The organism is Flavobacterium sp. 270, from assembly GCF_004368785.1.
Taxonomy (GTDB): Bacteria; Bacteroidota; Bacteroidia; order Flavobacteriales; family Flavobacteriaceae; genus Flavobacterium.
In genome coordinates this window covers 368119-381025 of the sequence record NZ_SODM01000005.1, presented here as the reverse complement: position 1 = coordinate 381025, position 12907 = coordinate 368119, and the positions used below count along the sequence as shown (strand labels likewise).

14 protein-coding genes are annotated in these 12907 nt (G+C 32.7%); 8 read left to right on the top strand and 6 right to left on the bottom strand.

Annotation, left to right across the window (positions count from 1 at the left end; translation table 11 throughout):
- Window positions 1-47 precede the first annotated feature (47 nt).
- Complete coding sequence (locus tag EV144_RS19035; RefSeq protein ID WP_134150732.1) at window positions 48-1523, bottom strand: S41 family peptidase; 1476 nt, start codon at window positions 1521-1523, stop codon at window positions 48-50.
- A gap of 254 nt (window positions 1524-1777) precedes the next feature.
- On the opposite strand from EV144_RS19035, the gene EV144_RS19030 reads away from it, so the two are divergent.
- Genes EV144_RS19030 through EV144_RS19015 form a run of 4 tightly spaced genes read left to right on the top strand, consistent with a single transcriptional unit; the run spans window position 1778 to window position 3813 of the window.
- Window positions 1778-2287, top strand: coding sequence for an RNA polymerase sigma factor (locus EV144_RS19030; protein ID WP_134150731.1), 510 nt, complete (start codon window positions 1778-1780; stop codon window positions 2285-2287).
- Window positions 2274-2732 carry a hypothetical protein gene (locus tag EV144_RS19025; RefSeq protein ID WP_134150730.1) on the top strand — a complete coding sequence of 153 codons (459 nt, stop codon included), beginning with the start codon at window positions 2274-2276 and terminating at the stop codon, window positions 2730-2732. The genes EV144_RS19030 and EV144_RS19025 overlap by 14 nt, the downstream gene beginning before the upstream one ends.
- A gap of 12 nt (window positions 2733-2744) precedes the next feature.
- Window positions 2745-3272 (top strand): DUF4252 domain-containing protein, encoded by a 528-nt coding sequence (locus EV144_RS19020; RefSeq protein WP_134150729.1) that lies wholly within the window; start codon window positions 2745-2747, stop codon window positions 3270-3272.
- A gap of 1 nt (window position 3273) precedes the next feature.
- Window positions 3274-3813, top strand: coding sequence for a DUF4252 domain-containing protein (locus EV144_RS19015; RefSeq protein WP_134150728.1), 540 nt, complete (start codon window positions 3274-3276; stop codon window positions 3811-3813).
- Window positions 3814-3863: 50 nt separating this feature from the next.
- Here the strand turns inward: EV144_RS19015 and EV144_RS19010 are convergent, their stop codons facing one another.
- Entirely contained in the window at window positions 3864-4139 is a 276-nt protein-coding gene (locus tag EV144_RS19010; protein ID WP_134150727.1) for a hypothetical protein, read from the bottom strand.
- A gap of 254 nt (window positions 4140-4393) precedes the next feature.
- Here EV144_RS19010 and EV144_RS19005 point away from each other — a divergent pair, with 254 nt between their 5' ends.
- Together EV144_RS19005 and yiaA are read left to right on the top strand one after the other, a co-directional pair.
- A complete protein-coding gene (locus tag EV144_RS19005; RefSeq protein ID WP_243854710.1) occupies window positions 4394-5083 on the top strand; it encodes a TIGR02117 family protein in 690 nt (229 codons plus the stop codon).
- Window positions 5084-5095: 12 nt separating this feature from the next.
- Window positions 5096-5494, top strand: coding sequence for an inner membrane protein YiaA (gene yiaA / locus EV144_RS19000; RefSeq protein ID WP_134150726.1), 399 nt, complete (start codon window positions 5096-5098; stop codon window positions 5492-5494).
- 71 nt (window positions 5495-5565) lie between these two features.
- On the opposite strand, the gene carB is transcribed toward yiaA, so the two are convergent.
- Both carB and rpmH read right to left on the bottom strand, forming a co-directional pair.
- A complete protein-coding gene (gene carB, locus EV144_RS18995; RefSeq protein ID WP_134150725.1) occupies window positions 5566-8421 on the bottom strand; it encodes a carbamoyl-phosphate synthase large subunit in 2856 nt (951 codons plus the stop codon).
- A 146-nt stretch (window positions 8422-8567) separates the two neighbouring features.
- Window positions 8568-8729, bottom strand: coding sequence for a 50S ribosomal protein L34 (gene rpmH, locus EV144_RS18990; RefSeq protein WP_008464848.1), 162 nt, complete (start codon window positions 8727-8729; stop codon window positions 8568-8570).
- A gap of 167 nt (window positions 8730-8896) precedes the next feature.
- Here rpmH and EV144_RS18985 point away from each other — a divergent pair, with 167 nt between their 5' ends.
- Window positions 8897-9412 (top strand): hypothetical protein, encoded by a 516-nt coding sequence (locus tag EV144_RS18985; RefSeq protein WP_099709309.1) that lies wholly within the window; start codon window positions 8897-8899, stop codon window positions 9410-9412.
- A gap of 291 nt (window positions 9413-9703) precedes the next feature.
- Here the strand turns inward: EV144_RS18985 and EV144_RS18980 are convergent, their stop codons facing one another.
- Window positions 9704-10360 (bottom strand): alpha/beta hydrolase, encoded by a 657-nt coding sequence (locus tag EV144_RS18980; protein WP_134150724.1) that lies wholly within the window; start codon window positions 10358-10360, stop codon window positions 9704-9706.
- A 310-nt stretch (window positions 10361-10670) separates the two neighbouring features.
- Here EV144_RS18980 and EV144_RS18975 point away from each other — a divergent pair, with 310 nt between their 5' ends.
- Entirely contained in the window at window positions 10671-10955 is a 285-nt protein-coding gene (locus EV144_RS18975; RefSeq protein ID WP_134150813.1) for an N-acetyltransferase, read from the top strand.
- 95 nt (window positions 10956-11050) lie between these two features.
- On the opposite strand, the gene EV144_RS18970 is transcribed toward EV144_RS18975, so the two are convergent.
- Complete coding sequence (locus EV144_RS18970; protein ID WP_134150723.1) at window positions 11051-12685, bottom strand: ABC-F family ATP-binding cassette domain-containing protein; 1635 nt, start codon at window positions 12683-12685, stop codon at window positions 11051-11053.
- Window positions 12686-12907 lie beyond the last annotated feature (222 nt).

Here is a 12907-nt window from a genome sequence, read left to right as displayed (position 1 = left end):
GTTTTTTCAAAAAAGGCTTTCATTTCTGAAAGCCTTTTTTAATTCTATTATTTTAATGATCTCAAAAGTCCCTCGGGAGCTTTCTCAAGATACATCTGATTTTTTATACCGCTCATTGATTTGGCATCAATAAAAGTTTTTAATGCCTTACCTCTATCTTGCTGTACTTTTTTAGCAGTTGCACCTGTAATGGTAGAAATAGCTGTATTTAATAAAGGTTCATTAGCTTCTCCCAAAACACCTAAATTAGATACATACTCCAATTGTTCGTAAGTTGGTTTAAGACCGTCTGTATATTCACCAAAATCATTTGCGTTTACAATTTTAAGTACCAAAGGCTGCATTGCATATTTATGATTTGGATTTACTTTGTTTTTGGTAAAAGTTTCAGAATCGTACAATGTTACCGATCCAACATTTTTTCCTACTGTATAATCCCCTATTTGTACTACTGTAATATAAGGCGCCAAACCGTTAATAACCAATTCACTTGCAGAAGCTGTACCGTTAGTCGTTAAAATATATATTTTACTTAAACGCAAGCTGTTTAAAGGTGTTCCGCCAATATTATCTACAAATTTATTGTTTAGCGATTCCGGATCATCAATTTCAAAAGACTTATTAATCTTATCGTTCCATTTCTCTTTAGCAAAAATTTTATCTTTAAACTGCCCGGTAATCATACTTGCCAAACGTGTTGCCGTCTGGATAGATCCACCGCCGTTGTATCTTAAATCTAAAACAAAATCTGTAATTCCCTGCGCTGCCAATTGTCCAAAAGCAGTATTTAGCTGTGTATCATAATTAGCATAAAAACCGTTATACATCATATAACCAATTTTATGACTTCCAGAAACAATCACTTTATTAATTAAAATCGGATTCTCATCCAAAATTGTTTTAGTTAAGGCAACTGTCTTTCCGTTAGTATTAAAAGAAGTTCCGTCGTAACTAGCCATATTTAATGTATAACTATCTGAATTTATTAATAATGACTGATAATTAGACACTGTAAGTTGTGTTCCGTTTACACCCGTAAAAAGATCACCACGTTTTATATCTTTTGTCGAAGCATTAGAATTTGGAATAATATAACGTACAAAACCCACTAAATCTGTAGTACTTCCCGGTTTATAACTCAATCTAAAATCTACTCCGTCATTTTTTGAAGTTCCCTGAAGTTCTCCTTCTAAAACAGTATAGTCATCAACAATCCAGCTAAAACGATCTACAGCTTGTCCTTTTGGAAATTTGCTGATTGGTTTATTCAATAAATCCTGAAATAAATCTTCTGGAGTCGAATATCCTTTTAAGAAAGAATTTAATCCATCCTGATTTGTAAAGCGGTCGTCGGCCAGATTAGGAACATCTGCCTGCCATAAATAGTACTGATTTAACCCTTTCCAGATAAAATCATTTATCTGTAAATCTGCCGGAGAATCTACATCATCCTGATCTTCACAAGACTGCAAAGAAAAAGCGAGTAGAAATATAAGGAGTAAACTTCTTAATATTGTTTTCATAAAATGGTATCTATAAAAGTATTAACGTAAAAATACTACCTTTAGTTTTAACAATAAAAAGTTTCTTAGATTTATTTTAAATAAAAAAAAATAAAGTTGGCTGTAACAAAAATAATTGTGCCTCGTCTTGACTATATAAGCTAACGTATAATGTTTAGATTTATGCAATGAAGAGGATTAAAAATGAACTGTAAACATCAATAAAAAATATGTGAGTTATCTGATAACCAACCCAAAACCAAAAACAACCGCACATGAATCAGATTGTGTTTATAGAATTAATAAATCCTTTTAAAGACAAAGTTTTTCGTCTGGCAAAAAGATTGCTTACCAGTACCGAGGAAGCCGAAGACGCGACTCAGGAAGTAATGGTGAAATTATGGAACAAAAAAGAAAATTTAGAAACTTACGGCAGTGTTGAAGCATTGGCTATGACAATGACCAAAAATTATTGTCTGGATCAGTTAAAATCTAAAAGAGCAGGAAATCTACAAATTGTACACAACAATTTTACAGACCGCCAGCCTCAGTTAGATAAAAAACTGGAAGATGAAGACAGCTTAGAATGGGTCGAAAAAATAATCGGTCAATTGCCGGAACAATTACAAATACTAATTCAATTACGCGATGTTGAACAATATGAATTTGATGAAATTGCGAAAATTGTCAACATGAATGAAACAGCTATTAGAGTAGCACTTTCGAGAGCGAGAAAAAAAATACGAGAATCAATGCTTAATACACACGGTTATGGAATTAAATAAAATAGAAAATATATTGGAAAAATACTTTCAGGGAGAAACTACTATTGCTGAAGAAAAAGAATTAAGAGAATACTTTTCTTCATCAGATGTTGCGCAGCATTTGGAGCAGTACAAACCAATGTTTGGTTATTTCTCTCAGGTAAAAGAACAAAAATCGACGCAAGAAATTCCACTACAAACTAAAAAACGAAATGTGGCGTGGTTATCAATTGCAGCTTCTGTTGTTGTTTTACTAGGAATTGGAACCTATATGTATGTGAGCGAAGAAAAGACAGCCACGGTTGTAGCGCAATCAGAATTAGGAACCTACGACAATCCCGAAGAAGCCTTAGCGGCAACGCAAAAAGCTTTGGCACTATTGTCAAACAATGTTAATGTAGGTATTGAAAGTGTACAATACATTAACGAATATGAAAAATCAAAAAATAAAATCTTTAAACAATAAATTAAAATAAAAATGAAAAAATTCATCATAACAATAGTTTTAGCGTTCGTTACAAATGCTTTTTATGCACAAGGTGCTTTTGACAAATTTGATGGTCAGGACGATGTAACATCAGTAATTGTAAACAAAAAAATGTTCGATTTAATGAGCAAGGTAAAAGTTGATGCTTCTGATAAAGAAACACAGCAATATATTAACCTAATTAAAAAATTAGATTATTTAAAAGTGTTTACTACAAAAAACCCAAAAGTTGAAGCTGACATGAAAGCTGCCGCTGATAAATATGTAAAAACAGCCGGTTTAGAAGAATTAATGCGAGTAAATGATGGTGGTAAAAACATTAAAATCATGGTAAAATCTGGCGCTACAGATAGTCAGGTAAAAGAATTGCTTATGTTTATTGATGGTGCAAAAAACGACGATACCGTTTTATTATCACTTACAGGTAATTTTGATTTAAACGAAATTTCTGTACTTACAGACAAGATGCAGCTTCCTGGTGGTTCTGACTTAAAAAAGGCCTCTAAAGGCAAAAGATAATATGAAAGCCAGCGTCTTTACCACAGCACTTTTAGTTTTATTGACTTTAATAAGTTGTAATTCTGAACCTTCGTTGCAGAAATATTTTGTCGAGAATACAGACAATAAAAACTTCATTGCACTTGATGTTTCGCCAAACATATTAAACTTAGACAAAGCAAAATTATCTGCCGAACAAACGGAAGCCTTAAATTCTTTTGACAAAATGAATATTCTGGCTTTTAAAATCAATGACAAAAACAAAGCAGAGTTTGAAACAGAAAGAACAAAAGTCAATGCGATTTTAAAAAATCCAAAATACCAACAGTTAATGAAGTTTGGTTCTGGCAAAGAAGGCGCTTCGGTAAGTTTTGTTGGTACGGATGATAATATTGAAGAGTTTGTAATTTTTGCAAACAAAAAAGAAACCGGATTTGCTGTTGTTCGCGTTTTAGGTAAAAACATGAACCCGAATAATATAATTACTTTAATGTCTGTTCTACAGCAATCCAAAATAAACCTGGATCAATTAAAGCCTTTAGAACAGCTTCTTAAAAAATAATCTTACTTTAATTCAACAAAAAAAAGCTCCAAATTGGAGCTTTTTTTTATTCATACAGGAGTTGTTACTTTCGAGTATGAGTGATTATAACGACCTCTGGCATCTTCTATAGACATTAATATATCCCCAATTATAAAACTATTTATACTAGAATTATACATGATTTTTTTTATATCCATAGACATACTTGTGGAAAGAAAATCTCTCAGCATGATAACTTCATCGCTATATTTTTCTATTTCTATTTCTTCATTTCTTTTATTGTCATCAGCATTAAAAAAGACCGAAAAACACCCAGCAATCATTAATCTAATTTTTTTAATCATTTTTATAATTTCCAAATATTGATATTACAAATATTGTAATAAAAATCAATAAACGAAAATTTATTCTTACAAAAATCAATAAAATATTTTATTACACTTTTACAAGAAAATGAAATGAATTATTAGGATCTTCTAGATAAAATGCGAAATTATTAAACTTTTTTACTCTTACTTTTAAAAAGATTTTTCTTTATAATTTTTTTTGGCTAGAATTTTGAAATGAACTTTTATTATCTAAATTTGACAAAACAACTATGACAAAATTCAACTTGAAAAAAGCATTAAAAATTCTTTTAAAAATAATCTTAGCCTTTTTAGGATTTATTTTTTTCTATGTAATAATAGCATTTACACTTTCTAAAATCACAATTGAGAAAGAAGCAGACACAAAACCAGAAGTTGAAATTTTCATCCTTACAAATGGCGTTCACACTGATATTGTAATGCCTACAAAAAACGAACAGATCGACTGGAGTAAACAGATTTTATTTAAAAATACCAAAACCGCAGATTCAACTTACAAATACATAGCTATGGGCTGGGGCGATAAAGGTTTTTATTTAGAAACGCCAACTTGGGCCGATCTAAAAGCTTCTACTGCTCTTAGAGCTGCAAGCGGATTAAGTACAACCGCTATTCATGCTACATATTATAGACAAATGAGATTGGGCGACGACTGCAAATCGATAATGATTAGCAAAGAACAATACAATCGTTTAATTACTTATATTACAGACAGTTTTCAGAAAGATGCAACTGGAAATTTCATACACATACAAACAGATGCCAATTATGGCAAAACAGATGCTTTTTATGAAGCAAACGGAAGTTACAGCTTAATTCAAACCTGTAATTCCTGGGCAAATAAAGGCTTGAAAGCAAGCGGTCAGAAATGCTGTTTCTGGACGGCTACAGATTCTGGAATTTTTTCGAAATACAAATAAATTAATATAACCATGGTACAAAAAACATCGAATGCCTTTATCGCCGCATCTTGGGTAGCTCTTGGAGCAGGAACAGTAGGATTTATTGTTGGACTTGCAAGAGCAGAAATGTTACTAAACGAAAAAGGATATTATTTTACCGTTTTAATGTTTGGTCTTTTTGCGGTAGTTTCATTGCAAAAGAGTGTTAGAGACAGATTAGAAAAACTTCCGGTAACGGATATTTATTACGGAATCTGCTGGTTCGGAACGCTTTTATCAATTGTACTTTTAGTAGTTGGCCTTTGGAATGCTACAATTTTACCAAGCGAAAAAGGTTTTTATGCTTTTGCTTTTTTATTGGCTTTATTTGGCGCTATTTCTGTTCAGAAAAACACGAGAGACAATATGAATTTTAGTCAAAATGAATAAACTTTAGACACAATAAAAACTAAAAAAGCTCCAATTTTCATTGGAGCTTTTTTTATAATAGAATTTGAGAATTATTTACTCAAATACATTTTTCTTCTAGAATACAATTCGTAGAATTGATCGTCTTTTAAGTCATCAATAAACAAGATGCTTTCTCCAGTTGATTTCATTTCAGGTCCTAATGCTTTGTTTACATTGTGGAATTTACTGAAAGAGAATACTGGTTGTTTGATTGCAAATCCTTTTAATTGTGGGTTGAAATCAAAATCTGTTACTTTATTGTGTCCTAACATTACTTTTGTAGCGTAGTTTACATAAGGTTCTCCGTAAGCTTTTGCAATAAACGGCACCGTTCTCGAAGCTCTAGGATTTGCTTCGATAATGTAAACCGTATCATCTTTTATCGCAAACTGAATATTGATTAAACCAACCGTTTTTAAAGCTCTCGCAATTTTCTCTGTATGATCTTTAATTTGCTGCATTACAAATTCCCCTAAGTTGAAAGGAGGTAAAGTAGCGTTACTATCTCCAGAGTGAACACCGCAAGGTTCGATGTGCTCCATAATTCCGATGATATAAACATTTCCATCAGCGTCACAAATTGCATCTGCTTCTGCTTCGATTGCTCCGGCTAAATAGTGATCTAAAAGCAGTTTATTTCCTGGAATCGTTTTCAACAAGTTGATAACGTGCTCTTCTAATTCTTTTTTGTTGATTACAATTTTCATTCCCTGACCTCCTAATACATAAGAAGGACGAATTAATAATGGGAAATCTAAAGTATCTGCAAGCGCAGAAGCTTCGTCAGCTGTTTCAGCGATTCCGAATTGTGGGAAAGGAATATGCAATTCTCTCAATAAATCTGAGAAACGACCTCTGTCTTCCGCTAAATCAAGTGCATCAAAACTAGTTCCGATGATTTTCACTCCGTATTTAGATAATTTTTCAGCCAGTTTTAATGCTGTTTGTCCACCAAGCTGCACAATTACACCTTCTGGTTTTTCATGCTGAATAATATCGTAAATATGTTCCCAGAAAACTGGCTCAAAGTATAATTTATCCGCTGTATCAAAATCAGTCGAAACCGTTTCTGGGTTACAGTTGATCATGATCGTTTCGTAACCGCATTCTTTTGCTGCTAAAACTCCGTGTACACAAGAATAATCAAACTCAATTCCTTGTCCGATTCTGTTTGGTCCAGATCCTAAAACGATGATTTTCTTTTTCTCTGTTACAACACTTTCGTTATCTACAAAACGTTCTCCGTTTGCTTTTTCAATTTCAGCTTCAAAAGTTGAATAGTAATAAGGTGTTTTAGCTTTAAATTCGGCAGCACAAGTATCTACCAATTTAAACACACGGTTTACATTCATTTTCTCACGTAATGTATGAACTTCACTTTCCAGACAGTTCATCATGTGAGCAATTTGTCTGTCTGCAAAACCTTTTTGTTTCGCTTCCAGCAATAACTCTTTTGGTAAATCCGAAATTTTATAGTTAGAAATTTCTTTTTCTAAAGTATAAAGTTCTTCGTATTGTTTTAAGAACCACATATCAATTTTTGTGATTTCATGAATACGGCTCAATGGAATTCCCATTGCGATTGCATCATAAATTACAAAAACACGATCCCAACTTGCATTCGTTAGTTTCTCGATAATTTGTTCGTAGTTTTTATATCCTTTTCCGTCAGCACCAAGACCGTTGCGTTTTATTTCTAAAGATTGAGTTGCTTTGTGTAAAGCTTCCTGAAACGAGCGTCCGATTCCCATAACCTCACCAACAGATTTCATCTGAAGTCCAAGAGTTCTGTCTGCACCTTCAAACTTATCAAAGTTCCAACGTGGGATTTTTACGATTACATAATCTAAAGTTGGTTCAAAAAGAGCCGAAGTAGATTTTGTAATCTGGTTTTGCAATTCGTCTAAGTTGTATCCTAAAGCTAGTTTAGAAGCAATTTTTGCAATTGGGTAACCTGTTGCTTTTGAAGCTAATGCAGAAGAACGAGATACACGAGGATTGATTTCAATCGCTACGATATCTTCTTTTTCGTCTGGAGAAACTGCAAATTGTACGTTACAACCTCCAGCAAAATTTCCGATACTTCTCATCATTAAGATGGCATAGTCTCGTAATTTTTGGAATGTTGTATCAGATAAAGTCATTGCTGGCGCAACCGTGATAGAATCTCCAGTATGGATTCCCATTGGGTCCATATTTTCGATTGAACAAATGATTACTACGTTATCATTTTTATCTCTTAAAAGTTCTAATTCGTATTCTTTCCATCCCATTAAAGCTTTGTCAATCAAAACTTCGTGAATTGGAGACGCTTCTAAACCGCGAGTTAAAAGTTCATCAAAATCTTCTTTTTTGTAAACAATCGCCGCTCCTGTTCCTCCAAGGGTAAAAGATGGACGAATTACTAATGGAAAACCAAATTCTTGTGCAATTTCTTTTCCTTCTAAGTAAGAAGTAGCTGTCTTTGCAGGTGCAGTTGGTACATTTATTTTTTCTAAAAGTTGTTTAAACTGCTCTCTGTCTTCGGTAATATTAATTGCATTTACATCAACTCCAATTAATCTTACTCCGAAATCCTGCCAAATTCCTTTTTCTTCAGCTTCCAAACATAAATTTAAAGCTGTTTGCCCCCCCATTGTTGGTAAAACAGCGTCAATTTGTGGATGTTCTTTAAGAATTTCAATAATCGATTTTGTCGTTAATGGTTTCAAATATACATGATCGGCCATAGTTGGGTCGGTCATAATAGTCGCTGGATTTGAGTTTATCAGAATAACTTCAATTCCTTCTTCACGAATAGAACGTGCAGATTGAGATCCTGCATAATCAAATTCGCAAGCTTGACCAATAACAATAGGTCCTGAACCTATTATTAAAACTGATTTAATTGATGTGTCTTTAGGCATTTTTTTTGTATTGTGTAGTTATAAAAGTATTTTAAAAAACGGTTCTAGTGTACTAAAAACTAGAAAGTTGAGAAATTTATTACCGACAAGGTATAAAAAAAGGCGATACTAAAAAAGTAATCGCCTTATGTATGTTTATACAAACATTATTTTTTGTGTCTAGGTTCGCTAGAAACAGTTAATTTATGTCTTCCTTTTGCTCTTCTACGCGCTAGAACTTTTCTTCCATTCGCAGAAGCCATTCTGTCCATAAATCCGTGCTTATTTCTTCTTTTTCTTTTCGATGGTTGAAATGTTCTTTTGCTCATTGCTTTGTATCTTTAAAATGGTGTCTATTATCTGTTTTTCTATTTTTGAATATCGTTGCTCAAAAACCGAGTGCAAATATACAAAGACTTTTTTTTCTGGCAAGTACTTTAATAAAAATATTTTTAATTCATTTTACTATATTTGCAATCACAAATTTACAATAATTATGTTTCACAAAAATATTAAACTTATTTTGGCCGGACTTCTTGTAGTCGCTGGCGTTTGGCAATTTACAGAGAGTAATATAGGGAATGGTATTTTCCTTCTTTTACTTACTGCAATTCCGATTTTTCTTTACTTCAAAAACGAATTTATCCTTTTAGCTTTCCTTAAATTAAGAAAACAAGACTTTGAAGGCGCTAAAAAATGGCTTGCATACATCAAAAATCCTGAAGCTGCTTTGGTAAGAAAACAACAAGGCTACTTTAATTACCTTCACGGAATCATGTTATCTCAAACTAATATTAATCAAGCTGAGAAACATTTCAAAAAAGCTATCGAACTTGGACTATCAATGGATATGGATTTGGCTGTAGCTAAATTAAACCTTGCCGGAGTTGCAATGTCACGCAGAAGAAAACTTGAAGCTACCAATTTATTAAATGAAGCTAAGAAATTAGACAAACAAGGTATGTTGAAAGAGCAAATCACTATGATGAAAGAACAAATGAAAAAAATCTAAACGATTTTTTAAAATTTCAAAATATTTAAAATCCCAAATTCCAATTGTGAGTTTGGGATTTTTTTTATTTTAGATTTTAGAATGTAGATTTTAGATTTTCTGTCCTCCTGAGCGTAGTCGAAAGACACGCACAGTAAATCTCTTTATGGATTCAGCATGCGATCCTTCGACTTCGCTCAGGAGAACAAGCTTTACAGTTACTTTGCGCAATCTTTGTCAAAGTTTTAAACTTTGACAAAGATTAAACTTAACCCGAACTTTGGAATTTGGAATTTTAAAATATTGGAATTTCTAATCCAATATAATCGAAGGCAGATTCTCATTCAACCATTTGTATTTATTAAGAATCATAACGTGAGTACCACCTTTTACGATAATACAGCTATTGATATATTTTATAGGAAAAACATCGTCTTTGTCTCCGTGTATGTGCACAATATTTTCATCAACCTCACTTCTATCCCATAAAATAACTGACTCTACAGCCCATTGCAAATAATAAAGATCGCGAACGGAAAGAAATTTTTCATAGAGTTTGATACGCTTGTTTATTCTTTCTCCAAATGAAAATTTCGCCAGCTTTTCTACATTCAACAATAATTGCATCGGAATCAGCTTATAGGCTTTTGTAGTTTTCCCGATTTTCATTCTTCTCGGAAATTCAACATTACTTCTTACGCTGGAAATAATAATTACTTTTCGTGCCTTAATATGTTTTGACATTTCCTGAACCAAAATACCGCCAAACGAAACTCCGATTAAAACCGGATCAGCATGTTTTATATTTTTAGCAATGCGAAGTGCATAATCAGATAAAGATTCTTTTGGAAGCGGAATTTCCCATTCCAAAAGACACATTTCAAAAACAGATTCATCCAATTGAATTCTTTCAAAAATTGATGAACTTGCTGCCAAACCAGGCATAAAATAAACCGGAATTTTACTCATAATATTAAAAGAAATTACAATTACGACTCTTCATTAATGTTAAAGTTACATTTTTAAATATAGCTTAAGCAAATTTCAGACCGTAATATTACTGAGAAAATAAAAATCTGCCTAATAAAGTAATGGTCATTACAACCTCTTCTTTTAAAAATAATTCGATATTGAGAATCAATTGATTACCTTTGTATTTGAAATAAAACGTGATTAAAAAACTTATACAGAATTTTCTTTCATGCTTATTTCAGGCCCCAAAACCTATTTATTTAACACGACCTAAAAAAAAATTATTATGGAACAAACTATTGAAACTATGGAAATCAAAGACAATACTTTTGCAAGACAATTTGAGACCATAGTACGAGAAGGAAAAATTACTGTTGAATATTCATTTCAGGAAAAGAAAATTTTCTTAACCAAAATCAACACACCAGAAGGTTACGACAATCCTTCTGTAATCGATGCTGTACTTAAAAACATCATGGAAATTGTTACTGAAAAGAAATTTAGAATAATGCCTATCTCCCCAAAAATCGCATTGTTTATCAAGAAAAATCCAAAGTACAAAGAATTACTTCCTCCGGGAATCAGGATTTAATTTTACAAAACTATCATTACATTGCTGAGCAATGTCCAAAAAAAAAGCGCAAGAATCAACTTGCGCTTTTTGCTTATTATATAGTCAATCAAAAATTACTTTTCGATTTCTCTCATAGAATCCATTTTTTTATGCGCTAGGAAACCAGCAACATCTTCAAAATGTTCTTTTACTCGTTTGTTTCCAAATTCAAAAACTTTAGTTGCCAATCCGTCAAGGAAATCACGATCGTGAGAAACTAAGATTAAAGTACCATCAAAATCACGTAATGCATCTTTAATAATGTCTTTGGTTTTCATATCCAAGTGATTTGAAGGCTCATCCAAGATCAACAAGTTTACTGGCTCCAATAATAATTTAATCATTGCCAAACGTGTTTTTTCTCCACCAGAAAGCACTTTTACTTTTTTGGTAATATCATCACCCTGAAACATAAATGCTCCCAAAATATTTTTAATCTGCGTTCTAATATCTCCAACTGCAATACCGTCAATAGTTTCAAAAATAGTAGCATTTTCATCTAATAAAGAAGCCTGATTTTGAGCAAAATATCCAATTTGAGAATTATGACCAATATCTACACTTCCTTCATCAATACCAATTTCTTTCATTATGGCTTTGATCATGGTCGATTTTCCTTCACCATTTTTACCCACAAAAGCTACTTTCTGACCTCTTTCGATTACAATGTTGGCATCTTTAAAAACCACATGATCTCCGTAAGATTTAGACAAATCTTTTACCACAACCGGATATTGTCCAGAACGTGCTGCCGGCGGGAATTTTAAACGTAAAGCCGAAGTATCTACTTCATCAACCTGAACGATTTCTAATTTCTCCAGCATTTTCACACGAGACTGAACGGCATCTGTTTTAGAGAAAGTCCCTTTAAAACGATCAATAAAAGCTCTGTTATCGGCAATCATTTTTTGTTGCTCATCATACGCTTTCTGCTGGTGCACACGACGGTCTTTTCTTAATTCTAAGTAATGAGAATATTTAGCTTTGTAATCGTAAATTCTACCCATCGTAACTTCGATCGTACGATTGGTAATATTATCTACAAACGCTCTATCGTGCGAAATTACCACAACCGCTTTTGCCTGATTTAAAAGAAAATCTTCTAACCACTGAATACTTTCGATATCCATGTGGTTGGTTGGCTCATCTAAAAGAATTAAATCTGGTTTTCTCAATAAAATTTTAGCCAATTCTATACGCATTCTCCATCCTCCAGAAAATTCAGAAGTCTGACGTGTAAAATCTTCTCTTTCAAAACCTAAACCAACTAATATTTTTTCTACTTCAGCTTCGTAGTTTACTTCTTCAATTGCGTAGAATTTCTCGCTTAAATCAGAAACTCTTTCTATAAGCTTCATGTAAGCATCACTTTCGTAATCTGTACGAACCGTTAATTGTTCGTTGATTTCGTCGATTTCTGCTTTCATGCTAAAAATTTCACCAAAAGCTTTTGAAGCTTCTTCCATTACAGTTGCACCATCTTCAGCAAGCAAATGCTGTGGCAGATAAGCAATAACAGCTTCTTTTGGAGCTGAAATATTTCCGGTAGAAGGTTTGCTTTGTCCAGCAATAATTTTTAAAAGTGTCGATTTTCCCGCACCATTTTTACCCATAAGGGCGATTTTATCATTTTCATTGATAGCAAAAGAAACATCGCTAAAAAGTGTTGTTCCACCAAACTGAACCGAAATATCGTTAACTGTAATCATTTAGATTTTTAGATTTTTTAGACTGCTTTGATTTTTAGACTTCTCAGCAAGTATTTTTTGAAGCTGCAAAGATAGATTAATTAGAGAATTAGGCAATTAGATAATTGAGATAATTTGGCAATGTGTCAATTAGATAATTTTCCAAATCCTTAACAAAACAAAACCCGACAGGTTTGTAAAATCTGTCGGGTTGTAAAATATTATCTAATTATCAAATTGACT

Coding starts and splice junctions, on each gene's coding strand:
- EV144_RS19035 (WP_134150732.1), bottom strand. CDS start 1,523: ATGAAAACAATATTAAGAAGTTTACTCCTTATATTTCTACTCGCTTTT.
- EV144_RS19015 (WP_134150728.1), top strand. CDS start 3,274: ATGAAAGCCAGCGTCTTTACCACAGCACTTTTAGTTTTATTGACTTTA.
- EV144_RS19005 (WP_243854710.1), top strand. CDS start 4,394: ATGACAAAATTCAACTTGAAAAAAGCATTAAAAATTCTTTTAAAAATA.
- EV144_RS19020 (WP_134150729.1), top strand. CDS start 2,745: ATGAAAAAATTCATCATAACAATAGTTTTAGCGTTCGTTACAAATGCT.
- rpmH (WP_008464848.1), bottom strand. CDS start 8,729: ATGAGCAAAAGAACATTTCAACCATCGAAAAGAAAAAGAAGAAATAAG.
- EV144_RS19025 (WP_134150730.1), top strand. CDS start 2,274: ATGGAATTAAATAAAATAGAAAATATATTGGAAAAATACTTTCAGGGA.
- EV144_RS18980 (WP_134150724.1), bottom strand. CDS start 10,360: ATGAGTAAAATTCCGGTTTATTTTATGCCTGGTTTGGCAGCAAGTTCA.
- EV144_RS18985 (WP_099709309.1), top strand. CDS start 8,897: ATGTTTCACAAAAATATTAAACTTATTTTGGCCGGACTTCTTGTAGTC.
- yiaA (WP_134150726.1), top strand. CDS start 5,096: ATGGTACAAAAAACATCGAATGCCTTTATCGCCGCATCTTGGGTAGCT.
- EV144_RS19030 (WP_134150731.1), top strand. CDS start 1,778: ATGAATCAGATTGTGTTTATAGAATTAATAAATCCTTTTAAAGACAAA.
- EV144_RS18970 (WP_134150723.1), bottom strand. CDS start 12,685: ATGATTACAGTTAACGATATTTCGGTTCAGTTTGGTGGAACAACACTT.
- EV144_RS19010 (WP_134150727.1), bottom strand. CDS start 4,139: ATGATTAAAAAAATTAGATTAATGATTGCTGGGTGTTTTTCGGTCTTT.
- EV144_RS18975 (WP_134150813.1), top strand. CDS start 10,671: ATGGAAATCAAAGACAATACTTTTGCAAGACAATTTGAGACCATAGTA.
- carB (WP_134150725.1), bottom strand. CDS start 8,421: ATGCCTAAAGACACATCAATTAAATCAGTTTTAATAATAGGTTCAGGA.